This window comes from Klebsiella ornithinolytica, assembly GCF_030505655.1.
GTDB classification, from domain to species: domain Bacteria; phylum Pseudomonadota; class Gammaproteobacteria; order Enterobacterales; family Enterobacteriaceae; genus Klebsiella; species Klebsiella ornithinolytica.
In genome coordinates, this window is the sequence record NZ_CP130153.1 from 1,491,491 (window position 1) to 1,514,896 (window position 23,406).

Consider the following 23,406-nt stretch of genomic DNA (forward strand, 5'->3'; position numbering starts at 1 on the left):
CCGTAAGGCTTGCGTCCGGTGCTATAATCCGGCAAAGTCTGCCCCATTATGTGGAAGAGGCAATCATCGTGAAACGACTTATTATTGGTATCTCCGGCGCCAGCGGCGCCATTTACGGTGTGCGACTGCTTCAGATTTTACGCGATGTGCCTGATGTCGAAACGCATCTGATCATGAGCCAGGCAGCGCGGCAGACGCTGGCGCTGGAGACCGACTATTCTCTACGGGAAGTGCAGGCGCTGGCGGATGTGGTCCATGATGCGCGCGATATCGCCGCCAGTATCTCGTCGGGGTCGTTTAAGACCGCCGGCATGGCGATACTGCCTTGCTCGGTGAAAACGCTTTCCGGAATTGTTCACAGCTATACCGATGGTCTGCTGACCCGTGCGGCGGACGTGGTCCTCAAAGAGCGTCGTCCGCTGGTCCTGTGCGTGCGGGAAACGCCGTTCCATCTTGGTCATCTGCGCCTGCTGGTGCAGGCCGCAGAGATGGGCGCGGTGATTATGCCGCCGGTTCCGGCTTTCTACCATCGCCCGCAAACCCTCGACGATGTGATTAACCAGACGGTCAACCGGGTTATCGATCAGTTCGATATTACCCTTCCTCAGGATCTTTTTACCCGTTGGCAGGGACCTTCAGGCGCACTAAAGTAGTGCGTGCCGTGAACTTTTGCGCCTCCGCAGTGCAATTTTGTCGCCCCGATCAAATCCTCAACATTTAATTTGTTTTTTTGCGTTCGGCCACTGCGGTTTGTCCGTCAATGCTGTTATCTTCCCTCTTAAGACAATCCTGCAACTTTATATTAACAAATTTAACGCTGTTTCCAGCACGCACTGAGAAGATGGCATAAAACCTGCAGGATGAGTCGGCTACACATAACGAAGCAACGCACCATATAACAACATCACGACACTTAAGGGTATTGTATGAAGAAGACGATCCTGGCCCTCTCTTTAATCATGGGAATCAGCAGCGCTTCCAGCGTTTTTGCCGCGCTTCCGCAAAGCATTCGTATCGGTACCGATGCCACCTACGCGCCTTTCTCTTCGAAGGATGCGAAAGGGGATTTCGTTGGTTTTGATATCGATTTGGGCAACGAGCTGTGCTCGCGTATCAAAGTAAAATGTACCTGGGTGGGGAGCGACTTTGATTCATTGATTCCTTCGCTGAAGGCGAAGAAAATTGACGCCATTATCTCTTCCTTGTCGATTACTGAAAAACGTCAGCAGGAGATTGCCTTCTCTGACAAGCTGTATGCCGCTGACTCCCGTCTGATTGCGCCAAAAGGTTCATCAATCCAGCCGACGCTGGAATCCCTGAAGGGCAAACACGTCGGGGTACTGCAGGGTTCAACTCAGGAAGCGTACGGCAATGAACGCTGGCGTAGCCAGGGCGTGGATGTCGTTGCCTACCAGAACCAGGATCTGATCTACTCCGACCTTGCTGCCGGCCGTCTTGACGCTGCGCTGCAGGATGAAGTCGCCGCCAGCGAAGGCTTCCTCAAACAACCTGCCGGTAAAGATTTCGCCTTTGCCGGTCCCTCTGTCAAAGATAAAAAATTCTTCGGTGATGGTACCGGCATTGGCCTGCGTAAAACCGATGGCGAGCTGAAAGCCGCTTTCGACAGTGCGTTGGCTGAAATGCGTAAAGACGGGACCTACGACAAAATGGCGAAGAAATACTTCAACTTCAACGTCTACGGTGACTAAGCACGCCGCTGGCCCGGGAAACCGGGCCTGAGGGACTTCGCATGTCCACGATTGCACTAAATTGGTGCAAGTTTGCCTGCGGTGTTCCGATTTGGTGCATAAAAGGTGGTTTTGTCGGGCGCTTAATGCATAGTTAAGCGTTTATGGTGCGAAATAATTGGCTTCCGGGCGCAGAATGCTTTGCCTTACCGGGGCGAATAATGGCACGATAACTGCCGTAAGTACTTCTAATAAACTCGTTAGAATGACAGTCTGTTGAGGATAGTTATGAAAAAACTGGCGTTGTCTCTTTCTTTAGCGCTGGCCCTTTCCAGCGTTAGCACGGTATTCGCAGCCATTCCGCAAAAACTACGTATCGGTACCGATCCAACTTATGCCCCGTTCGAATCGAAAAATGCGCAGGGTCAGTTGATTGGTTTTGACATCGATTTGGCAAAAGAGCTGTGTAAGCGTATCAATACGCAATGTACCTTCGTTGAAAACCCGCTGGATGCGCTGATCCCCTCTTTAAAAGCGAAGAAAATCGATGCGATTATGTCTTCGTTGTCCATTACCGAAAAACGTCAGCAGGAAATTGCTTTCACCGACAAACTTTACGCTGCAGATTCCCGTCTGGTTGTGAAAAAAGGCAGTGATATCACGCCGGATCTCGCGAAACTGAAAGGCAAGCGTATCGGTGTGCTTCAGGGGACCACCCAGGAGACCTATGGTAATGAGCACTGGGCACCGAAAGGGATTGAAATTGTCTCTTATCAGGGCCAGGACAATATCTATTCCGACCTGACCGCCGGGCGCATCGACGCGGCGTTCCAGGATGAAGTCGCCGCGAGCGAAGGCTTCCTCAAACAGCCTGTTGGTAAAGATTACCAGTTTGGCGGTCCGTCGATTAAGGATGAAAAACTGTTTGGCGTCGGTACCGGCATGGGCCTGCGTAAAGAGGACAACGAGCTGCGCGAGGCGTTAAATAAAGCCTTCGCGGATATGCGCAAAGATGGCACCTACGACAAGCTGGCAAAAAAATATTTCGATTTTAACGTGTACGGTGACTAAGCATCATACGTACCCCATCGCGCGCATATTGGCGCGTGATGGTCGATGACAGACAGGGCAGACAGCATGCTGTACGGGTTTTCACAGGTTATTTTACAGGGCGCTCTTGTCACACTGGAGCTGGCTCTTAGTTCGGTTGTGCTGGCGGTCCTCATTGGTCTGGCGGGTGCCGGAGCTAAGCTATCGAGCAATCGACCGCTGGCGCTGGTATTTGAAGGCTACACCACGCTAATTCGTGGCGTGCCCGATCTGGTGCTGATGCTGCTGATTTTCTACGGTCTGCAGATTGCGCTGAATACGCTCACCGACGCACTGGGACTATCACAGTTTGATATTGACCCAATGGTCGCGGGGATTATTACGCTGGGCTTTATCTACGGTGCCTATTTTACTGAAACCTTCCGCGGCGCTTTCATGGCGGTTCCGAAAGGACACATCGAAGCGGCGACGGCCTTTGGCTTCAGCAACGGGCAGACCTTCCGGCGGATCCTCTTTCCGGCAATGATGCGCTATGCGTTACCGGGAATTGGCAACAACTGGCAGGTTATCCTCAAGGCAACGGCGCTGGTCTCTCTGCTGGGGCTGGAAGATGTGGTCAAAGCCACCCAGCTGGCGGGGAAAAGTACCTGGCAGCCGTTCTACTTTGCGATCGTCTGCGGTCTGGTTTATCTCGTGTTTACCACAGTTTCCAATGGTGTACTGCTGCTGCTTGAACGCCGTTACTCCGTGGGCGTGAAGAGGGCTGACCTGTGATTGAGATTATTCAGGAGTACTGGAAATCGCTGCTGTGGACCGACGGCTATCGCTTTACCGGGGTGGCTATCACGCTGTGGCTGCTGATCTCCTCGGTGGTGATGGGCGGCATACTGGCAGTATTTCTCGCTATCGGTCGTGTCTCTAGCAATAAATACATTCAGTTTCCGATCTGGCTGTTTACCTATGTGTTCCGCGGTACGCCGCTGTACGTACAGCTGCTGGTGTTTTACTCCGGGATGTATACGCTGGAAATCGTCAAAGGCACCGAGCTGCTGAACGCCTTTTTCCGCAGCGGCCTCAACTGTACGGTGCTGGCCTTAACGCTCAATACCTGCGCCTATACCACGGAGATTTTTGCCGGGGCGATCCGTTCCGTCCCTCCCGGGGAAATTGAAGCGGCGCGGGCCTATGGTTTCTCATCGGTCAAAATGTATCGCTGCATTATTTTGCCGTCTGCGCTGCGTATCGCGCTGCCAGCGTACAGCAACGAAGTGATTCTGATGCTGCACTCCACCGCGCTGGCTTTTACTGCCACCGTGCCGGATCTGCTGAAAATCGCCAGGGATATTAACTCGGCGACCTATCAGCCGTTCACCGCCTTCGGGATTGCCGCGGTGCTCTATTTAATTATTTCGTATGTGCTGATTAGCTTGTTCCGCAAGGCGGAAAAGCGCTGGTTGCAGCATATAAAACCTTCTTCGACGCATTGAGACCGCCATGTCCGACAATAAATTAAATGTTATCGATCTCCATAAACGTTACGGCGAGCATGAGGTGCTGAAAGGCGTCTCGTTACGGGCGCAAGCCGGAGACGTTATCAGCATTATCGGTTCATCGGGTTCCGGTAAAAGTACCTTTTTGCGCTGCATTAACTTCCTGGAAAAGCCCAGCGAAGGCACCATAGTGGTTAACGGGCAGAATATTGGTCTGGTTCGCGACAAAGACGGCCAGCTGAAGGTCGCGGATAAAAACCAGCTGCGTCTGCTGCGTACGCGCCTGACGATGGTGTTCCAGCATTTCAATCTGTGGAGCCATATGACGGTGCTGGAAAACGTCATGGAAGCGCCGATTCAGGTTCTCGGGCTGAGCAAGCAGGAAGCGCGCGAGCGGGCGGTGAAATATCTGGCGAAAGTGGGTATCGATGAGCGCCAGCAGATCAAATACCCGGTGCATCTCTCCGGCGGTCAGCAGCAGCGCGTCTCCATTGCGCGTGCGCTGGCGATGGAGCCCGATGTGCTGCTGTTTGACGAACCGACTTCCGCGCTTGATCCTGAACTGGTCGGGGAAGTGCTGCGTATCATGCAGAAGCTGGCGGAGGAGGGCAAAACCATGGTGGTAGTGACCCATGAAATGGGCTTTGCGCGCCATGTCTCTTCGCACGTCATTTTCCTGCATCAGGGCAAGATTGAAGAAGAAGGCCATCCGGATGAGCTGTTCGGCAATCCGAAAAGCCCACGCCTGCAGCAGTTCCTGAAAGGCTCCTTGAAGTAAGCCTTGCTGTCTCTCCCGGCGAAACCGCTCGCCGGGAGCAGATTACCGCTCCAGCCGATATACCCAGTCATCGTAATCGACGCCGTTCAGGTGGTAGGCTTTTTCCAGCACCTGAATCCGCACAAAACCGTGTTTTTCCAGCAGACGCGCCGACCCGATATTGTCACCCAGTACCCAGGCGTTGATGGCATTGACGCCGAGCTGGCTAAAGCCGTAATCACATATCGCCCGCAGCGCTTCACTGGCATATCCCTGACCCTGCGCCTCCGGGATGAGGGCATATCCGACATCGGCTTCATGCGGATTTTTACTGCTGATGCGCAGGCCGATATCACCGATGGCCACACCTTTTTTATCGCGCAGCACAAACACGCCGGGATCCGCGCAGCGCGCGGCAAACAGGGTACGCAGCGCGGGTTCATCGAGCATTTCACCCATAAAGCGCATGACCTGACGATCGCGACGCAGACGGAGGAAAAAAGGCCAGTCGGATAAGCTAAACGGCGAGAGGCGCAGGCGCGGGGTAGTGAGTATTGTCATAAAGCAGTCCATAAAGGTGAATGACTCCGCCACCTTAACACCATAAAGCGCCGGAATGTTTACGCGTCTAACCGACCGTCGGCGAAGCCTGGCGCTGATTTTCGAGCCCGCGAAGGTAGCGCAGCACGGTTTTGCTCTCTGGCGTAGCCCTCAATTGTAACGCCAGGTTGAGGTTATCCAGTACTGCCGCGTGGGCGACCAGCGGTGAGTCTTCGGCAAGACGTCCCTCCATAACCAGCCATCTGACGACGGTTTTCCAGCGCCACAGCGGCGAATTGCCCTTAACGCGCTGTACCGGTCCCGGAAACTGGCCCGAACCTCTCGCGCCATCTTTCAGCAGGGCAATGGCCTGTCGCGTCAGGCCGGCGAGTTCGGCAATATCGCTTAATCCTACCAGCGCGGAATCGACGGATTCGACCCGCGCGTTCAGAGCCGGTGCGGATTCGATATCGGCAATGGCTGACAGAATGGCCCGCTCGAGAGAGTCGCTTTCGCGAGCGAACTCCAGATAGACCGCGGTTCCGTAAAAACAGACCAGCGCATCAGCGCAGCCTGCCGTATGCAGCGCATCCTCAAGCCCCTCGGTATGAACAGTGACGCCGGAGAGGGTGAGCGTAAAATTATACAGCGCCATGGCTAAATCCTTCTGGTGGTGAATTTTATTCGCTGTAGGCGGCTGGCAGCGGTCGACCATTCTGATGAGTTGCCGGGCGTGGTTAATGGGTACCGCAGGTGTACTCCAGATGCTCATCATATGCTCCGGATGATGGGCCATACCGCATATTAATCGGCCAAAACAGTGGGCGCTTTTGCCGCCAGGGTGAAAAATCCAGACCTGCGCCAGCGCGTAGTCAATGGCTGCTCTGATATGTTTATCCGGATGTTCCTTCATCGCTGGGTCCTGGTCATCCTGAATGAGGTGTTGACGATTGTCAACGGTTGGGGGTGTTGAGTTGTAGAGCGGGGGTTATGACAGAGTGAGAGGAGATTCACCGGAAGCGAATTCACAATTAAGGCGGGGCTAAACGGGCTCGTTTTACGCGCTGCGAGGTGGGTTCCACAAGATAATCGTCCAGGGAGACCGATGCGATCTCCCTGAGCGAAATGAACTAGCGCAGCATGTCGGCCAGCGCTTCTTCCAGATCGTACCAGCGGAAGCCAAAACCGGCATCCTCCAGGCGCCGGGGCAACGCCCGCTGCCCGCCGAGCACCAGTACCGACGACTCTCCCATCAGCAGGCGAATCGCCGTTGCCGGTACGCGGAAAATTGCCGGACGATTCAGCGCATGCCCGAGAGAATGGGCAAACTGTTCATTGCGGACCGGATAAGGGGAAACCATATTGAAAGGCCCGCTGAGATCGTTATCCAGCAGCCACAGAATGCCGTTGACCATATCATCGATATGAATCCAGGCCAGATACTGCCTGCCGTTACCAATAGGGCCGCCGAGTCCAAGCCTGAAGAGCGGCATCAGTTTGGCCAGGATCCCGCCCGTCGGCGCCAGCACCGCGCCGGTGCGCAGCAGGCAGACGCGGGTGCGATCGCTTTGCGCCTCGCAGGCCAGCTGCTCCCAGCGGGCGCAGAGTTTGTGGGTAAATTCATTGTGCGGCGGCTCATCTTCGGTCACCACAACTTCCCCGAGATCGCCGTAAAAGCCTACGGCAGAGCCGCTGATCAGCACGGCGGGTGGCGTATCGCTGGCGTTGAACAGATTCACCAGCTTTTGAGTGATATCCCAGCGGCTGTGACACAGACGCTGCTTTTGCTCCGCCGTCCAGCGTTTGTCGGCGATAGGTTCGCCTGCCAGATTGATGACGGCATCAATCTCATTGAGGTGATGATGGCCTTCGAAGCCGCGCCACAAGGTGACGCGGGCATCCAGCCGGGTTTGCGCTTTTTCCGGGCTGCGCGTTGATACCGTTACGTGATGCCCAAGCTCCAGCAGCCGGGGGATCAGATGCCGGCCAATCAGGCCGGTACCGCCAGTAAGCAGAATCCTCATAGCGCCTCCCTAAGAAGCTTAGCGCCGCCAGCTCATGGTCATTGAGACGGAGTCGGCGTAGCGCAGTGCATAAAGTTTATCGATCTCAACTTCAGCATAAGTGACCCAGTGATGTTCGCATGCGATATCGAGCACATCCTGAGTTAATTTTTCCAGCAGCGAGAAGCGGTTATTCTCAATGTGGCTGATGATACGCTTGGTAATCGTGCGGTAATTCAGCGCATCGTTGATATCTTCACTGTTGCGTGACCGCTCCGCCGGGTAGTGAATCGCAACATTGACCACCACATCCTGGCGGTTAGCGATTTCTTCTTCTTTGATTCCGATAAAAGTACGTAAGCGTAGGTTCTTTATACGAATAATGGCGTCTGGCTGGGACATTGCAGGCTTCCTCCGTGTTGTCATTTCCGCAATCATACATGAAAGCAAGCCATGCGAGCAGGGGGGTTATTGGTGTTGTATTTTTATCAGCGCCTGCCCGGTGGCCGGACGCTGACGAATGCGTTCAAACCAGTTATGAATCGCCGGAAAATGCGCGAGATCAATACGCTGGCGAGGGTGGGCGCGAATCCACGGCCAGCAGGCAATATCGGCAATACTGTAATGTTCGCCGCCGAGCCATGGGCTGACCTCCAGACGACGGTTCAGTACGTTGTACAACCGCTGGGTCTCGACCTGATAACGCTCGATGGCATAGGGCACCGCCTGCGGCGCGCTGTGATTGAAATGGTGATTCTGCCCCAGCATAGGGCCTAATCCGCTGACCTGCCAGAACAGCCACTGTAGCGTGGTATGGCGCTCGCGCAGCTCACCGCTAAGCAGTTTTCCTGATTTTTCCGCCAGATAGAGCAGGATTTCCCCGGACTCAAACAGGCCGAGCGGCGCTCCGCCGTCGACGGGGAGGTGGTCGACGATAGCGGGAATTTTATTATTCGGCGAGAGAGCGAGAAACTGCGGGCGAAACTGTTCCCCTTTATTGATATCGACCCGAATCAGGCGATAGGCCAGCTGCGCCTCTTCGAGAAAGAGAATGATTTTCTGGCCGTTAGGGGTGGGTGCGTAGTAAAGGTCGATCATGGTGACTCCCGCCGTCGTAGGTCGCACGTGTTCGAGTATAGGCGACCTGCCGCTATCCGGGAGGAGGGGCGCTAAATTTTGCCGGCAGGATCGGGACGGTCGCGTAACTCGTGCACCAGGCTGATAAAAGCCTTCAGCCCGGGCGGAACGTGGCGGCGGCCGGGATAATAGAGGCGTAGGCCGGCAAACGACGGACACCACTCATCCATCACGCTGACGAGCCTGCCGCAGGCCAGATCTTCTTTGATAAACCAGTCCGAGATAAAGGCCAGGCCGAGGCCGGCAAGTACCGCACGGTGGATGGCGCCCATTTCACTGAGGGTAATACGCGGCGGGACGTTAACCGTCAGCTTTTGTTGCTGGCGCTCCAGCTCCCAGTGATAGAGACCGCCGTGCGACATACGCATCCCGATGCTCTGATGATGCAGCAGATCTTCCGGGCTGTGCGGAATGCCGCAGCGGGCAAAATATTCCGCCGTACCGACGATACGCATCCGCACATCGGGCGTCAGCGTAACGGCAATCATATCCTGCGGCAGCGACTCTGCCAGGCGGATGCCGGCGTCGTAACCCTCGGCGACAATATCGACCAGCCGGGACTCGGTGGTGATGTCGAGACGCATGTCCGGGTAGCGCTTGAGGAAGGCATCGAACAGCCCGAACAGCAGGGCAACGCTCTCGCGTGGCGCATTGATGCGCAGTGTACCGGTCGGCATTTCCGGTTGAGTGGCAATCTCTTCCGATGCGCGCTGAATTTCTGCCAGCGCAGGCGCCACGCGCTCGACGTAGCGTCGCCCGGCCTCCGTCAACGCAACGCTGCGGGTGGTACGGTTAAACAGACGTACGTTGAGCCGCGCCTCCAGTCCGGCGACGGCGTTGCTGATAGCGGTGGCCGACATGCCCAGCTCCCGGGCGGCCGCTCGGAAGCTCTGGCGGTGGGCTACGGCAAGGAGGACTTCCAGTTCAGTCAGACCGCTACGGTGCATAATTATCCCGATTTTCGTGACAGGCTGTGTTGATTATACCCTCTTATCGGGGCAATACGTCGACTCTATACTTCCCTTCATCAAATCAATGAGGAAGACGAATATGCTGCACATCGATAAAATTTATATCAACGGTGAATTTGTCACCCCGCACGGCAGCGAAACCTTTGCGCTGTTCAACCCGGCGACGGAAGAGGTGATTGGCCAGGCACGGCTGGCGGATGAAGAGGATGCCCGGCGCGCGATTGCCGCAGCAAAAGCAGCGTTTCCTTGCTGGTCACGGACGACGAAACAGCAGCGTCTGGATGTCCTTGAGCGGATGTACCAGGCCGTCCGGGCGAGAGAGGCGGATTTACGTGAGGCGATTGTGACCGAATATGGCGCCCCGGCTTCGCGCTCGCAATGGATGGCGGCATGGCCGGCGCAAACCATTAAACAGGCGATGGAGACGCTGGCGAGCTTCGAATTTGTTGAACCGGCGGGGCGTGCGCAGGTTGTGATGACGCCGGTCGGCGTGGCGGGGTTGATTACGCCGTGGAACAGCGATGCTGGTTTTATCTGTAGCAAGCTGGCGACGGCGATGGCGGCAGGCTGTACGGCGGTGATTAAACCCAGCGAGATGAGCGCCTGGCAGACGCAGATCGTCACCGAAGCGCTGCACGCGGCGCAGATCCCCGCCGGAGTCGTTAACATCGTGACCGGACGGGGCGAAGTGGTGGGGGATATTATTAACTATCATCCCGATATTGCTAAAATTTCTTTCACCGGTTCTACCGCCGTAGGGAAACATATTATCGCCAGCGGTGCGCAAACCTTGAAACGCGTCACGCTGGAACTTGGTGGTAAATCACCGACCCTCATTCTGGATGATGCCGATATGCAGCAGGCGGTTTCGCTGGCGCTGGCGGCCGGATTTATGAATAGCGGGCAGGCCTGCATCGCCGGGACGCGAATTCTGGTGCCCGCCGGGCGTCTGGCGGAGTTTGAACAGGCTATTGTGCAGGCGATGGCGGACTATATCTCCGGCGATCCGCACGACGCGCAGACGACAATTGGCCCGATGGTCAGCCGGAAACAGTGGCAACGGGTGCAGGATTATATTCGCCTGGGGCAGCAGGAGGGGGCAAGATTGCTTATCGGCGGTGAAGGGCGACCGCAGGGAATGGAAAAAGGCTGGTGCGTGAAACCGACCGTATTCAGCGATGTCCACAACCAGATGCGCATTGCGCGAGAAGAGATCTTTGGCCCGGTGCTGGTACTGATTCCCTATCAGGATCAGGCGCAAGCCATCGCGATAGCCAACGATACGACCTATGGCCTGAGCGCCCTGGTATTAAGCGGCGATCGGCAGCGTGGTCAGGAGGTTGCGCTGGCGATAGAGTCCGGGCGCGTGCTGGTCAATACCCTTGAACATGAACCGCAGGCGCCGTTCGGTGGCTTCAAGCAATCCGGGCTGGGACGTGAAATGGGCAAATGGGGAATGCAGGCTTATCTGGAGCCGAAAACGATGATCATCGGCTAGCCGTCAGGGGATGCAAAATCCTCATGGTGCGGTAAGTGACATCCCTTAAAAGACAGGATATGTTGACTTATCGCCCCATAATTTATTGAGGATGCCATGAGCCAGCCCGTCATTACCCTGTGGTCCGATTCGCGTTTTTTCTCGCCGTACGTGATGTCCGTCTACGTTGCCCTGCAGGAAAAAAGCCTGCCATTTGCTCTCAAAACCATCGATCTCGATAGCGGCGAAAACCAGCAGCCTGGCTGGAAAGGTTATACCGTGACCCGCCGCGTGCCGTTGTTAGAAGTGGAGGAGTTCGCGCTTAGCGAATCGTCCGCGATTAGCGAGTATCTGGATGAACGTTTCGCACCGCCGGAGTGGGAGCGGCTCTATCCCCACGATCTGCAAAAGCGGGCCCGGGCGCGGCAGGTGCAAGCCTGGCTGCGCAGCGATCTGATGCCCATTCGCGAGGAGCGATCTACCGACGTGGTATTCGCGGGGCAAAAGAAACCGGAGCTTAGCGCCGCGGGCCGTAAAAGCGCGGACAAATTATTCGAAACCGCGTCTGAACTGCTGGCCCACGGCGGCAATAATCTGTTCGGGGAGTGGTCGATTGCCGATACCGATCTTGCCCTGATGATCAACCGGCTGGTGCTTAACGGTGATGCGGTCCCGGAGCCGCTGGCGGACTATGCGACATTCCAGTGGCAGCGGGCGTCGGTTCAGCGTTTTGTCGCACTGTCAGCTAAACGCGCGGGCTGATTCGAGGCAGCGGTTCCGCTATCATAGGCGCATCGAAATGCGTGGAGACGGAAGAAATGAAGCTGATGTTTGCATCGGATATTCATGGTTCCCTGCCCGCTACTGAACGCGTTCTGGAACGGTTCGCGCAAAGTGGGGCGCAGTGGCTGATTATTCTTGGCGATGTGCTGAACCATGGGCCGCGGAATGCGTTACCCGAAGGCTATGCGCCGGCGGACGTTGCTGTGAAGCTCAACGGCGTCGCGCAACGGGTGATCGCCGTTCGCGGTAACTGCGACAGCGAAGTCGATCAGATGCTGCTGGACTTCCCCATCACTGCGCCCTGGCAGCAGGTGCTGAGCGAACGCACCCGCCTGTTTCTGACCCACGGGCATCTGTACAGCCCCGAAAAAATGCCTCCTCTCGCCGCTGGCGATGTCCTGGTTTATGGTCATACTCATATTCCGGTAGCCGAGAATCGCGGCGATATTTTTCTCTTCAATCCCGGCTCGGTCAGCATTCCCAAAGGGGGATTTTCCGCCAGCTACGGCCTCCTGGAAGGGGACCGACTACAGGTTTTAGCACTTGATGATCATCAGGTTATTGCAGAGGTTGCAATTAACCCGTAATTTACCCCCCAACCGTAAAGACGCGCCGCGAGAGCGCTTTCAAAAGTAAGGTTTCCTGATGGCGGAACAGAACGATTTGGCAAGCACAGAATGGGTAGACATTGTTAATGAAAACAATGAGGTGATAGCACAGTCCAGCCGCGAGCAAATGCGCGCGCAGTGCCTGCGTCATCGGGCAACCTATATTGTTGTTCATGATGGGATGGGCAAAATCCTGGTGCAACGTCGTACCGAGACCAAAGATTTCCAGCCGGGCATGCTGGATGCTACCGCCGGCGGCGTGGTGCAGGCCGATGAGCAGCTGCTGGATTCGGCTCGCCGGGAAGCGGAAGAAGAGCTGGGGATTGCCGGCGTGCCGTTCGCCGATCATGGCCAGTTCTATTACGAAGATAAGCATTGTCGCGTCTGGGGAAGCCTGTTTAGCTGTGTGTCGCACGGCCCCTTTGCCTTGCAGGAAGAGGAGGTGAGCGAAGTGTGCTGGCTGACGCCGGAAGAGATTACCGCTCGCTGCGATGAATTCACCCCGGATTCATTAAAAGCGCTGGCGCTGTGGATGACGCGCAATGCCGGGAATGACTACGCGGACTCTGACGATGAGGGTAAAGAGTAGCTTTTGCCAGGCATCGGGAAGTCGTCACCGCTCAGATGTCGATTCGGCACGGAAGTCGAGCAAAAGAAAAGGCAGCCATCGGGCTGCCTTTTTTGATCTCAGTGCTAAATTACTGCTGCTGCTGAGAAGACTGAATCGCGGTCAGGGCGATGGTGTAGACGATATCGTCTACCAGCGCGCCACGAGACAGGTCGTTTACCGGCTTACGCATACCCTGCAGCATTGGCCCGATGGAGATCAGGTCAGCAGAACGCTGTACGGCTTTGTAAGTGGTGTTACCGGTGTTCAGATCCGGGAAGATGAACACGGTCGCACGTCCGGCAACCGGCGAGTTTGGCGCTTTGGATTTCGCCACGTCAGCCATCACCGCCGCGTCATACTGCAGCGGGCCGTCGATCATCAGGTCAGGACGTTTTTCCTGTGCCAGACGGGTCGCTTCACGAACTTTTTCGACGTCGCTACCGGCACCAGAATTACCGGTGGAGTAGGAGAGCATCGCTACGCGCGGCTCAATGCCGAAAGCGATGGCGGAATCGGCGGACTGAATAGCGATTTCAGCCAGCTGTTCTGCGGTCGGATCCGGGTTGATGGCGCAGTCGCCGTAAACGTAAACCTGTTCCGGCAGCAGCATGAAGAACACGGAAGAGACCAGAGAGCTGCCCGGTGCCGTTTTGATCAGCTGCAGCGGCGGACGGATGGTGTTGGCGGTAGTGTGAACTGCGCCGGAAACCAGGCCGTCGACTTCGTCTTGTTCCAGCATCAGCGTGCCGAGAACGACGTTGTCTTCCAGCTGCTCGCGGGCAACCGCTTCGGTCATCCCCTTGCTCTTACGCAGTTCGACCAGACGAGCGACGTAGCTTTCGCGAACCACATCCGGATCGACGATTTCGATACCAGCGCCCAGCTCGACGCCCTGAGCGGCAGCAACGCGGTTGATCTCATCCGGGTTACCCAGCAGGACACAGGTCGCAATACCGCGTTCTGCGCAGATTGCTGCGGCTTTAACGGTACGCGGCTCGTTACCTTCCGGCAGAACGACGCGTTTACCCGCTTTGCGCGCCAGCTCGGTCAGCTGGTAGCGGAAGGCCGGCGGAGACAGGCGGCGGCTACGTTCGGAGGTCGCGGTCAGAGACTCGATCCAGTCAGCGTTAATGTAGTTGGCAACGTATTCCTGAACTTTCTCAATGCGCTCGTGATCGTCAACCGGAACTTCGAGGTTGAAGCTCTGCAGGCTCAGGGAGGTCTGCCAGGTGTTGGTGTTCACCATAAAGACCGGCAGGCCGGTCGCGAATGCACGTTCGCACAGCTTACTGACGCGCGCGTCCATTTCGTAAGCACCGGTCAGCAGCAGCGCGCCGATTTCAACGCCGTTCATGGCGGCGAGGCAGGCGGCGACCAGAACATCAGGACGGTCTGCGGAAGTCACCAGCAGAGAACCGGCACGGAAGTGTTCGAGCATGTGCGGGATGCTGCGCGCGCAGAAGGTGACAGACTTCACGCGGCGGGTGTTGATGTCACCTTCGTTGACGATGGTGGCATTCAGGTGGCGAGCCATATCGATCGCACGCGTTGCGATCAGATCGAAGCTCCACGGTACCGCGCCCAGAACCGGCAGCGCGCTGCCAGACTGCAGCTGAGCCGGATCGATCTTCACGACTTTCGCTTTGGAAGAGTCATCGAAGATTTCCGACAGATCGGGACGGGTACGACCCTGTTCGTCAACCGGTGCGTTCAGCTTGTTGACGATAACACCGGTAATGTTGGTGTTTTTCGCGCCGCCGAAGCTGTTGCGGGTCAGCTCGATACGTTCGTTCAGCTGTTCCTGGGTGTCGGTACCCTGAGACATCACGAAGACGATTTCCGCGTTCAGCGTTTTGGCGATTTCGAAGTTCAGAGACTGAGCAAACTGATGTTTACGGGTCGGGACCAGACCTTCAACCAGCACCACTTCTGCATCCTGAGTCGCGGCGTGATAGTTGGCGATGATCTCTTCCATCAGCACATCTTTCTGGTTGCCGGACAGCAGCGACTCGACGTGGCTCATCTTCAGCGGCTCGGCGGCCGGAAGGCTTGAATTAGCACGAACGATGGTGGTCGTCTGGTCTGGCGCATCGCCGCCAGCGCGCGGTTGGGCGATAGGTTTAAAGACGCTCAGACGAACGCCTTTGCGTTCCATTGCACGGATAACACCGAGGCTGACGCTGGTCAGGCCAACGCTGGTTCCGGTCGGGATCAGCATGATTATACGGGACACGATATATCCTCTTTCGTTACCGCCAGTATCAGGCGGGATACAAAACTGCACCACCAGCTTCCCGTTATATTTCAAGTTGCATGTGCGTTGGCTTTCCTGGTTCACCCCGGTCACGTACTACCTGTACGTGACCGGAGATTCTGTGGGTCGCCGCCTTCCAGCAACTCGAATTATTTAGGGTTTCGCTGGCGGTGTGGAATCAGGCAGTCAGACGATTGGCGTCTTGCGCGATAACCAGCTCTTCGTTGGTCGGGATGACCAGAGCCGGGCGGGTGCCTTCTTTGTTGATGAAGCCAGACTTGCCGAAACGGGCAGCCAGGTTACGCTCGTGATCAACTTCGAAGCCCAGAACGCCCAGTTTGCCCAGAGACAGTTCACGAACCATTGCTGCGTTTTCACCGATACCACCGGTGAAGATAACGGCATCCAGACGACCGTCCATCAGCGCGGTGTAGGAACCGATGTACTTGGCCAGACGATGGCAGTAAACGTCCATTGCACGTTTAGCATCGGCTTTATCGGTGTAGTTGTCTTCAACATAACGGCAGTCGCTGGTGACTTCGGTCAGACCCAGCAGGCCAGACTCTTTGGTCAGCATTTTGTTGATAGCATCAACGCTCATGCCCAGGGAGTCGTGCAGGTGGAAGATGATAGCCGGGTCGATGTCGCCAGAGCGGGTACCCATGACCAGACCTTCCAGCGGGGTCAGACCCATAGAGGTGTCAACGCATTTACCGTTGCGGATAGCGGATACAGAACCACCGTTGCCCAGATGGCAGGTGATAATGTTCAGCTCTTCAACCGGCTTGTTCAGGACTTTAGCCGCTTCCTGAGTCACGTAGAAGTGGCTGGTGCCGTGCGCGCCGTAGCGACGTACGCCGTGCTCTTTGTACAGGCTGTACGGCAGAGCATACAGATAGGATTCTTCCGGCATAGTCTGATGGAACGCGGTGTCGAACACGGCAACGTTCTTCTCTTTCAGATGCGGGAATGATTTCAGCGCTTCAGCAATACCGATCAGGTGAGCCGGGTTGTGCAGCGGAGCGAAAGAGGCGGAATCTTTGATGCCCTGGATAACGGAATCATCAATGACCACGGAACTGGTGTATTTTTCACCACCGTGAACAATACGGTGGCCGATTGCGGTCAGCTGAGCAGACAGTTCTGGTTTTTGTGCCAGAATAGTGTTAACGATAAAGTTAAGCGCTTCACTGTGAGCGGCGCCAGCGCCTAAATCTGCTTCGTGTTTGCTGCCGTCCATTTTCCACTTAATACGTGCTTCAGGAAGATGGAAACATTCGGCTAAACCAGACAGATATTCGTCACCGTTTACGGCATCAAGGATAGCAAATTTCAGTGAGGAGCTACCGCAGTTCAGAACCAGTACTAACTTACTCGACATGGAAGTACCTTTTATGATACGTGGCTAAAAAAACGTCAGTGTGTCACAAAGCGTAGCGCAGGATGACAACGACATTTATGATTAACATCATGCCTTGTTCTGTTTTCGGGCACGATGGGAGAAGTACATTTGATTTTATGCCATTTTGGATAATTTTCAGCCAATGGCAGAATGTGCGATAATTTGACTAACCTGGTCAAAGGGTCTATCGCCCTTTCAGGCGGGCACAGGATACCTGATTGCCGCAGCCATTGCCAAAATGTTTTGAACGTTGTCATGCACAGTTGGTGTTTTGCACGAATTTTTTAAGTTTTATATGTAAAGTTGAGGTAAAGCCATGTCGACCCCCGATAATCGTCCCGTCAGCTTCTTTAGCTTGTTCCGCCGCGGGCAGCACTACGCAAAGACCTGGCCTTTGGACAAACGCCTCGCCCCGGTATTTATTGAAAACCGCATTATTCGCGCAACCCGTTACGCTATCCGCATCATGCCGCCGATCGCGGTCTTTACGCTGTGCTGGCAAATCGCGCTGGGTGGGCAGCTGGGTCCGGCGGTGGCGACGGCGCTGTTTGCCCTGAGTTTGCCGATGCAGGGATTATGGTGGCTGGGTAAGCGTTCGGTGACGCCGCTGCCGCCGTCGGTACTGAACTGGTTTTATGAAGTGCGTGGCAAATTGCAGGACGCAGGACAGGCGCTGGCGCCGGTCGAGGGTAAGCCAGATTATCAGGCATTAGCTGACACGCTTAAGCGCGCCTTCAAACAACTGGATAAAACTTTCCTTGATGATTTGTAATTCACTAAGGAAAACGCATATAAAAGAAGGCGCATGATTAATGCGCCTTCTTTTTTCACGCCGTAAAGTGCTACAGGAGTCAAAAAATGGAAATGACCAATGCGCAGCGTCTGATTTTATCTAATCAGTACAAGATGATGACGATGCTCGACCCGGACAACGCTGAACGTTACCGCCGTCTACAGACCATCATCGAGCGTGGATACGGATTGCAAATGCGCGAACTGGATCGCGAGTTTGGCCAACTGACGGAAGAAACCTGCCGTACCATCATCGATATTATGGAAATGTATCATGCGCTGCATGTCTCCTGGACGAACCTGAAGGACGCAAGTGAAATCGACGAACGCCGGGTCACCTTCCTCGGATTTGATGTTGCAACCGAAGCGCGCTTCCTCGGCTATGTTCGCTTTATCGTCAACGTTGAGGGGCGCTACAGCCACTTTGACGCCGGCACCCATGGCTTTAACTCACAGACGCCGATGTGGGATAAATACCAGCGCATGCTCAACGCCTGGCACGCTTGCCCGCGTCAGTACCATTTAAGCAGCAACGAAATTAATCAAATTATTAATGCCTGATGGAGGTTTCCGTGCAGTGTAAAGGTTTCCTGTTTGATCTTGACGGGACGTTAGTCGATTCATTACCTGTAGTGGAGCGCTCGTGGTGCAAATGGGCGGATCGTTTCGACATCCCGCACGATGAGGTGCTGAACTTCATTCATGGCAAGCAGGCGATAACCTCTTTACGCCATTTTCTACCGGGGCGCAGCGAAGAGGAAGTGCAGGCGGAGTTCCGCTGGCTTGAAGCGGTTGAAGCGGCGGATACCGATGGAATCACTGCCCTGCCGGGTGCGGTGGCGCTGCTGACTACTCTCGATGAAGCCGCGATCCCATGGGCTATCGTCACTTCCGGTTCGGTACCTGTTGCCCATGCGCGCCATCGCGCGGCGGGCCTGCCAAATGCCCGCGTTTTTGTGACGGCTGAGCAGGTGAAACAGGGTAAACCGGCCCCGGATGCCTATCTGCTCGGGGCGGAACGCTTAGCGCTGGCGCCGCAAGAGTGCGTCGTGGTCGAGGACGCGCCCGCCGGTTTGCTTTCCGGCCTGACGGCAGGCTGCCGGACAATCGCGGTGAACGTACCGGCAGATGCGCCGCGTCTGAACGAGGCGGATCTGGTCTTAACCTCCCTCGAAAACCTGGCTGTCGTCCGCACGTCGGACGGGAAGGTGAATGTGACGGTTAAAGACTAATCTCATGACGTAGCCCCGCATGGCCGGGGCTTTTTTATGCAAAAATTCCAGCTCCATCTTCAGACAAGGATAGGTTGTGAACGGTGAACTGATTTGGGTGTTGTCTCTTCTTGCCGTCGCGGTTGTGCTCTTTGCCAGTGGGAAAGTGCGCATGGATGCGATTGCGCTGCTGGTGATTGTCGCCTTTGTCCTCAGCGATACGCTGACGCTCAGCGAAGCGTTCTCGGGTTTTAGCGATCCGAACGTGATCCTTATTGCGGCGCTGTTTATTATCGGCGATGGTTTGGTCCGTACCGGGGTGGCGACCAAAGTCGGCAGCTGGCTGGTGAGCGTGGCCGGCAACAGCGAAACGAAAATGCTGGTCTTTCTGATGCTGACCGTCGCCGGGCTTGGCGCGTTTATGAGCTCGACCGGCGTGGTCGCTATTTTTATTCCGGTGGTTCTCAGCGTCTCCATGCGGATGAATACCTCGCCATCGCGCCTGATGATGCCGCTAAGCTTTGCTGGCCTAATCAGCGGGATGATGACGCTGGTGGCTACGCCGCCTAACCTGGTTGTGAACAGCGAGCTGTTACGTGAAGGGCTGCATGGATTCAGCTTTTTTAGCGTCACGCCGATTGGCCTGGTGGTGCTGCTGCTGGGCGTCGTCTATATGCTGGCGGTGCGCTTTATGCTCAGAGGCGGGGAGAGCGACCACGCGCGGGACGGGCGGAAAAGGAGCACCTTTCGCGATTTAATCAAAGAGTACCACCTGACCGGCCGGGCCCGCCGTCTGGCCATTCGTCCGGGGTCTCCCATGATTGGCCAGCGGCTTGATGACCTCAAGCTGCGTGAACGCTACTGCGCCAACGTGATCGGCGTAGAGCGCTGGCGCCGTTTTCGTCGGGTTATCGTCAATGTGAACGGTGTATCCGAGTTTCGTGCCCGCGACGTGCTGCTGATCGACATGTCCGCGTCAGACGTTGATTTACGCCAGTTCTGCGGCGAGCAAATGCTTGAACCGATGGTACTGCGCGGCGAATACTTTTCAGATCAGGCGCTGGATGTGGGGATGGCCGAAGTCGCGCTGATTCCGGATTCGGAACTGATCGGTAAAACGGTCCGCGAGATCGGTTTTCGCACCCGCTTTGGGCTCAATATTGTCGGCCTGAAGCGCGACGGTAAAGCCATGGATGGGTCGGTCGTCGACGAGTCTTTGCAGCTTGGCGATATTGTGCTGGTGGTCGGAAACTGGCGCCAGATAGCCCTGCTGGCGAAACGCGGTCGCGATTTCGTCGTATTGAATATGCCCGTGGAGGTGAACGATGCCTCGCCCGCGCACAGCCAGGCTCCGCACGCTATCTTTTGCCTGGTCCTGATGGTCGCCCTGATGCTCACCGACGAGATCCCCAACCCGATAGCGGCGATTATTTCCTGCCTGCTGATGGGTAAATTCCGCTGTATTAATGCTGAGAGCGCTTATAAAGCGATTCACTGGCCAAGCATTATATTAATCGTCGGGATGATGCCCTTTGCGCTGGCGTTGCAAAAAACCGGCGGCGTCGATTTGGTGGTGGAAGGGTTGATGGATGTTGCCGGCAGCAAAGGCCCTTACGTGATGCTGGGCTGTCTGTTCGTGATGTGCGCCACTATTGGTCTGTTTATTTCCAACACTGCCACGGCGGTGCTGATGGCGCCGATAGCCCTGGCGGCGGCGAAATCCATGGACGTCTCGCCTTATCCTTTTGCCATGGTGGTGGCGATGGCGGCTTCGGCTGCCTTTATGACGCCGGTCTCTTCACCGGTAAATACGCTGGTGCTGGGGCCGGGAAAATATACCTTCAGCGATTTTGTGAAGATTGGCGTGCCGTTCACCGTCCTGGTGATGGTGGTTTGCGTGCTGCTCGTTCCGATGCTGTTTCCGTTTTAACCGCTTCGGCACAGCCCCGGTCTGATGCGCATAGCGCAGACCGGGGCACGGTATAGTTACAGCGGGGAATCCTGGCTGATTTCATCCAGCGACAGCTGGAAGCTCGGGACGAAGACCTGCATAAAGTAGTCCATCTCCTCGCTGCGCCGGGATTCCAGCGTTTTCTCAAGCCGGCCCTTGGCCAGTAGAAACTCGTTGTTGCCGGCGGACAGCTCCTCCAGACATTTCAGGTAGGCGCAGAGCGCGTCGGCCTGCTTGACGATCGATTGCTCATCTTCGCTATAGCGATGCTCGTCGATCAGCGGTTCAAAGATATCGCGCAGTTCGTCAGGAACCATGTCGATAAGCTTCTGCTGGGCAATCTTCTCGATGGCTTTATATTCTTGCGCAATCTGCGAGTTGAAATATTTGACTGGAGTCGGCAGATCGCCGGTTAACACTTCCGATGCATCGTGGTACATCGCCAGCAGGGCGATTCGCTCGGCGTTAACCTTGCCACCAAACATCCGGTTTTTGATCGCGGCCAGCGCGTGGGCAACCATCGCCACCTGCAGACTGTGCTCGGAGACGTTTTCTGTCCGTACATTACGCATCAGCGGCCAGCGGTTAATTAACTTCAGGCGAGAGAGGTGGGCAAAGAAATGACTCTGACTCATAGCAACCCTTAATCAGTGACAACATCGGGTCCTATTGTGCGCAGGGATTGCCGCCGGATGCAAATACCGGCGGCCGGGCAAGGGTTATCCGAGCTGGTGATAGCCGGAGAGGAAGCGGCCAAAGCGAGAAATCGCCATTTCCAGATCGTCCTCACGCGGGAGGGTGACAATACGCACATGATCCGGCCACGGCCAGTTAAAGGCGCTTCCCTGAACCAGCAGGACTTTCTCCTGCAGCAGGAAGTCGAGCACCATCTTCTGATCGTCGTGAATGTTAAAACGCTTTGCGTCGATCTTCGGGAACATGTAGAGCGCGCCTTTCGGCTTCACGCAGGAGACGCCGGGGATCTCGTTGATCAACTCCCAGGCGCGGTTGCGCTGTTCGTACAGTCTGCCGCCGGGAACGATAAACTCGCTGATGCTTTGATAGCCGCCTAATGCGGTTTGAATCGCGTGCTGTGCCGGTACGTTAGCGCACAGACGCATAGAGGCCAGCATCTCCAGGCCTTCGATATAGCCTTTCGCGTGTTTCTTCGGTCCGTTCAGTACCATCCAGCCCTGGCGAAAACCGGCAACGCGGTAGGTTTTGGACAGGCCGTTAAAAGTCACCGTCAGCAGGTCGGGAGCCAGCGCGGCGATCGAATGGTGCTGGGCTTCGTCGTAGAGGATCTTGTCGTAGATCTCATCGGCGAAGATGATCAGGTTGTGCTGGCGGGCAATCTCCACGATCTCCATCAGCAGCTCTTTCGAGTACACCGCACCGGTCGGGTTATTCGGGTTAATAATCACGATGCCGCGCGTACGCGGGGTGATTTTGGCGCGAATATCGTCGAGGTCAGGGAACCAGTCGGCAGATTCATCGCACAGATAGTGCACCGCCTTGCCGCTGGAGAGCGAGACGGCGGCAGTCCACAGCGGATAATCTGGTGCCGGAACCAGCATTTCATCGCCGCTGTTCAGCAGCGCCTGCATGGCCTGAACAATCAGTTCTGAGACGCCGTTACCGATATAAATATCTTCGACCGTCACATCGCGCATACCGCGCGCCTGATAGTGCTGCATGATAGCCTTACGCGCCGAGTACAGGCCTTTCGAGTCACAATAACCCTGGGCGGTAGGCAGATTGCGAATAACATCAACAAGGATCTCGTCGGGGGCGTCAAAGCCGAACGGCGCCGGGTTGCCGATGTTCAGTTTCAGGACTTTATTGCCTTCTTCTTCAAGGCGTTTTGCCTCTTTCAGAACCGGGCCACGGATGTCGTAACAGACGTTATCTAACTTGCTGGATTTTTCGATAGGGGACATGAATCTTTGACCTTTTAGCTGTTATCGCCACTCCCTGCCGTGGAAGTCAGCACGGAACAATGTACTCTTCATCCCCGAGGTTTTGAAGGGTTAGCAGGAGAAGATTTTGCTTATGTGATTTTTTTGGTTTAATTGATTTGTCTGGTGATTGCCGTTGTCTTTTATAGAATATGCCTTTAAGTGGTGTTTTAGTGGTTAATAATTGTGTTGAATTCGCTTTTTTGTGAACATTTATATGGTTTGTCGTCCAGAGTGTAGCGCCGGAGGTTATTTTTTGCGCATGGTACGCAGGCGCGTATGAAAAGGCGTATAACGGGTAAAAGGTGGTGGCTGTAACGGTAATGTTAAATATGCTTAATAAGAATATTTAATTAATTAAAAAGCTTTTATTTTTTCGCAATCTGGAATTTTCTTTTTGTTAATTAAATTAAAGTCATGAAAAAAAGTTTAAAATTGGCTTTAATAATAATGATTAGACCTTATAAATAATTCAGTTTTCGGTTAGGATACCGGCGTTAATATCGATTAAGAACCTGTTTTTTTGCAGGTTAGGTTATTAATATATTGTTATTGCAGGCTTTTTTTGTTTGGTTTTTTCGCTTTTTACAATGGATGTGCTGGGATGCTGATGACATCATCCTTTGCCGTAGGCGCCTTTTTTTGAAGGTCGTCACAGAAATCAAAACGGTGTAATAGAAAGCGTAGAACTACGAACAATATATGACTCAGACGTTTCGCGCAC

At 55.2% G+C, this 23,406-nt stretch carries 24 protein-coding genes and 1 pseudogene; 14 read left to right on the forward strand and 11 right to left on the reverse strand.

Features of this window, described 5'->3' with window-relative positions:
- Window positions 1-68 precede the first annotated feature (68 nt).
- The 6 genes from Q1L34_RS07100 (at window position 69) to hisP (ending at window position 5,006) form a co-directional block, all read left to right on the forward strand.
- Entirely contained in the window at window positions 69-653 is a 585-nt protein-coding gene (locus Q1L34_RS07100) for a UbiX family flavin prenyltransferase (RefSeq protein ID WP_015583774.1), read from the forward strand.
- A gap of 273 nt (window positions 654-926) precedes the next feature.
- Complete coding sequence (gene argT / locus Q1L34_RS07105) at window positions 927-1,709, forward strand: lysine/arginine/ornithine ABC transporter substrate-binding protein ArgT (RefSeq protein ID WP_004865192.1); 783 nt, start codon at window positions 927-929, stop codon at window positions 1,707-1,709.
- A 267-nt stretch (window positions 1,710-1,976) separates the two neighbouring features.
- Window positions 1,977-2,759 carry a histidine ABC transporter substrate-binding protein HisJ gene (gene hisJ / locus Q1L34_RS07110; protein ID WP_015583775.1) on the forward strand — a complete coding sequence of 261 codons (783 nt, stop codon included), beginning with the start codon at window positions 1,977-1,979 and terminating at the stop codon, window positions 2,757-2,759.
- Between the two features lie 66 nt (window positions 2,760-2,825).
- Window positions 2,826-3,512, forward strand: coding sequence for a histidine ABC transporter permease HisQ (locus Q1L34_RS07115; RefSeq protein ID WP_015583776.1), 687 nt, complete (start codon window positions 2,826-2,828; stop codon window positions 3,510-3,512).
- Window positions 3,509-4,225, forward strand: a complete 717-nt coding sequence (hisM, locus tag Q1L34_RS07120) for a histidine ABC transporter permease HisM (protein WP_004865184.1) — start codon at window positions 3,509-3,511, stop codon at window positions 4,223-4,225. The genes Q1L34_RS07115 and hisM overlap by 4 nt, the downstream gene beginning before the upstream one ends.
- 7 nt (window positions 4,226-4,232) lie before the next feature.
- Window positions 4,233-5,006 (forward strand): histidine ABC transporter ATP-binding protein HisP, encoded by a 774-nt coding sequence (gene hisP / locus Q1L34_RS07125; protein ID WP_015583777.1) that lies wholly within the window; start codon window positions 4,233-4,235, stop codon window positions 5,004-5,006.
- A gap of 42 nt (window positions 5,007-5,048) precedes the next feature.
- On the opposite strand, the gene Q1L34_RS07130 is transcribed toward hisP, so the two are convergent.
- The 7 genes and pseudogenes from Q1L34_RS07130 to Q1L34_RS07155 form a co-directional block, all read right to left on the reverse strand.
- A complete protein-coding gene (locus tag Q1L34_RS07130; protein ID WP_032718027.1) occupies window positions 5,049-5,546 on the reverse strand; it encodes a GNAT family N-acetyltransferase in 498 nt (165 codons plus the stop codon).
- 67 nt (window positions 5,547-5,613) lie between these two features.
- Window positions 5,614-6,180, reverse strand: coding sequence for a hypothetical protein (locus Q1L34_RS07135; RefSeq protein ID WP_032718026.1), 567 nt, complete (start codon window positions 6,178-6,180; stop codon window positions 5,614-5,616).
- A 6-nt stretch (window positions 6,181-6,186) separates the two neighbouring features.
- Window positions 6,187-6,438 (reverse strand): annotated as a pseudogene (locus Q1L34_RS28380) (DNA-binding protein); the annotation flags it as partial.
- A gap of 217 nt (window positions 6,439-6,655) precedes the next feature.
- On the reverse strand, window positions 6,656-7,549 hold the full coding sequence (locus Q1L34_RS07140; RefSeq protein ID WP_015583780.1) for a TIGR01777 family oxidoreductase: 894 nt from the start codon (window positions 7,547-7,549) through the stop codon (window positions 6,656-6,658).
- A gap of 18 nt (window positions 7,550-7,567) precedes the next feature.
- A complete protein-coding gene (gene folX, locus Q1L34_RS07145; protein ID WP_015583781.1) occupies window positions 7,568-7,930 on the reverse strand; it encodes a dihydroneopterin triphosphate 2'-epimerase in 363 nt (120 codons plus the stop codon).
- Window positions 7,931-7,996: 66 nt separating this feature from the next.
- Complete coding sequence (gene yfcG, locus Q1L34_RS07150) at window positions 7,997-8,626, reverse strand: GSH-dependent disulfide bond oxidoreductase (protein ID WP_015583782.1); 630 nt, start codon at window positions 8,624-8,626, stop codon at window positions 7,997-7,999.
- Window positions 8,627-8,697: 71 nt separating this feature from the next.
- Complete coding sequence (locus Q1L34_RS07155) at window positions 8,698-9,612, reverse strand: LysR family transcriptional regulator (RefSeq protein ID WP_015583783.1); 915 nt, start codon at window positions 9,610-9,612, stop codon at window positions 8,698-8,700.
- Window positions 9,613-9,715: 103 nt separating this feature from the next.
- On the opposite strand from Q1L34_RS07155, the gene Q1L34_RS07160 reads away from it, so the two are divergent.
- The 4 genes from Q1L34_RS07160 (at window position 9,716) to yfcD (ending at window position 13,093) form a co-directional block, all read left to right on the forward strand.
- Window positions 9,716-11,134: an aldehyde dehydrogenase family protein gene (locus tag Q1L34_RS07160; RefSeq protein ID WP_327204424.1), complete on the forward strand. Its 1,419-nt coding sequence runs from the start codon at window positions 9,716-9,718 to the stop codon at window positions 11,132-11,134.
- 96 nt (window positions 11,135-11,230) lie between these two features.
- The gene (gene yfcF, locus Q1L34_RS07165; protein ID WP_015583785.1) at window positions 11,231-11,875 is read left to right on the forward strand and encodes a glutathione transferase; all 645 of its coding nucleotides are present in this window, start codon (window positions 11,231-11,233) and stop codon (window positions 11,873-11,875) included.
- Window positions 11,876-11,931: 56 nt separating this feature from the next.
- Window positions 11,932-12,483, forward strand: a complete 552-nt coding sequence (gene yfcE / locus Q1L34_RS07170; protein ID WP_048023234.1) for a phosphodiesterase — start codon at window positions 11,932-11,934, stop codon at window positions 12,481-12,483.
- Between the two features lie 58 nt (window positions 12,484-12,541).
- A complete protein-coding gene (yfcD, locus tag Q1L34_RS07175; protein WP_015583787.1) occupies window positions 12,542-13,093 on the forward strand; it encodes an NUDIX hydrolase YfcD in 552 nt (183 codons plus the stop codon).
- A 109-nt stretch (window positions 13,094-13,202) separates the two neighbouring features.
- Here yfcD and pta read toward each other — a convergent pair whose 3' ends face one another.
- Together pta and ackA are read right to left on the reverse strand one after the other, a co-directional pair.
- Window positions 13,203-15,347, reverse strand: coding sequence for a phosphate acetyltransferase (gene pta, locus Q1L34_RS07180; protein WP_015583788.1), 2,145 nt, complete (start codon window positions 15,345-15,347; stop codon window positions 13,203-13,205).
- Between the two features lie 199 nt (window positions 15,348-15,546).
- Window positions 15,547-16,749: an acetate kinase gene (ackA, locus tag Q1L34_RS07185; RefSeq protein ID WP_004865128.1), complete on the reverse strand. Its 1,203-nt coding sequence runs from the start codon at window positions 16,747-16,749 to the stop codon at window positions 15,547-15,549.
- 337 nt (window positions 16,750-17,086) lie between these two features.
- Between ackA and yfbV the strand changes: the two genes are divergently transcribed.
- The 4 genes from yfbV to Q1L34_RS07205 all read left to right on the forward strand — a co-directional run bounded on the left by yfbV (window position 17,087) and on the right by Q1L34_RS07205 (window position 20,703).
- Window positions 17,087-17,542 carry a terminus macrodomain insulation protein YfbV gene (gene yfbV, locus Q1L34_RS07190; RefSeq protein ID WP_015583789.1) on the forward strand — a complete coding sequence of 152 codons (456 nt, stop codon included), beginning with the start codon at window positions 17,087-17,089 and terminating at the stop codon, window positions 17,540-17,542.
- 86 nt (window positions 17,543-17,628) lie between these two features.
- Window positions 17,629-18,123: a YfbU family protein gene (locus tag Q1L34_RS07195; RefSeq protein ID WP_004865120.1), complete on the forward strand. Its 495-nt coding sequence runs from the start codon at window positions 17,629-17,631 to the stop codon at window positions 18,121-18,123.
- Window positions 18,124-18,134: 11 nt separating this feature from the next.
- Window positions 18,135-18,794, forward strand: a complete 660-nt coding sequence (locus Q1L34_RS07200; protein WP_015583790.1) for a sugar phosphatase — start codon at window positions 18,135-18,137, stop codon at window positions 18,792-18,794.
- A gap of 76 nt (window positions 18,795-18,870) precedes the next feature.
- A complete protein-coding gene (locus tag Q1L34_RS07205; protein ID WP_015583791.1) occupies window positions 18,871-20,703 on the forward strand; it encodes an SLC13 family permease in 1,833 nt (610 codons plus the stop codon).
- Between the two features lie 56 nt (window positions 20,704-20,759).
- Here Q1L34_RS07205 and yfbR read toward each other — a convergent pair whose 3' ends face one another.
- Together yfbR and alaA are read right to left on the reverse strand one after the other, a co-directional pair.
- The gene (gene yfbR / locus Q1L34_RS07210; RefSeq protein WP_004865109.1) at window positions 20,760-21,359 is read right to left on the reverse strand and encodes a 5'-deoxynucleotidase; all 600 of its coding nucleotides are present in this window, start codon (window positions 21,357-21,359) and stop codon (window positions 20,760-20,762) included.
- Window positions 21,360-21,443: 84 nt separating this feature from the next.
- Window positions 21,444-22,664, reverse strand: a complete 1,221-nt coding sequence (alaA, locus tag Q1L34_RS07215; RefSeq protein WP_004865108.1) for an alanine transaminase AlaA — start codon at window positions 22,662-22,664, stop codon at window positions 21,444-21,446.
- Window positions 22,665-23,406: the final 742 nt, after the last annotated feature.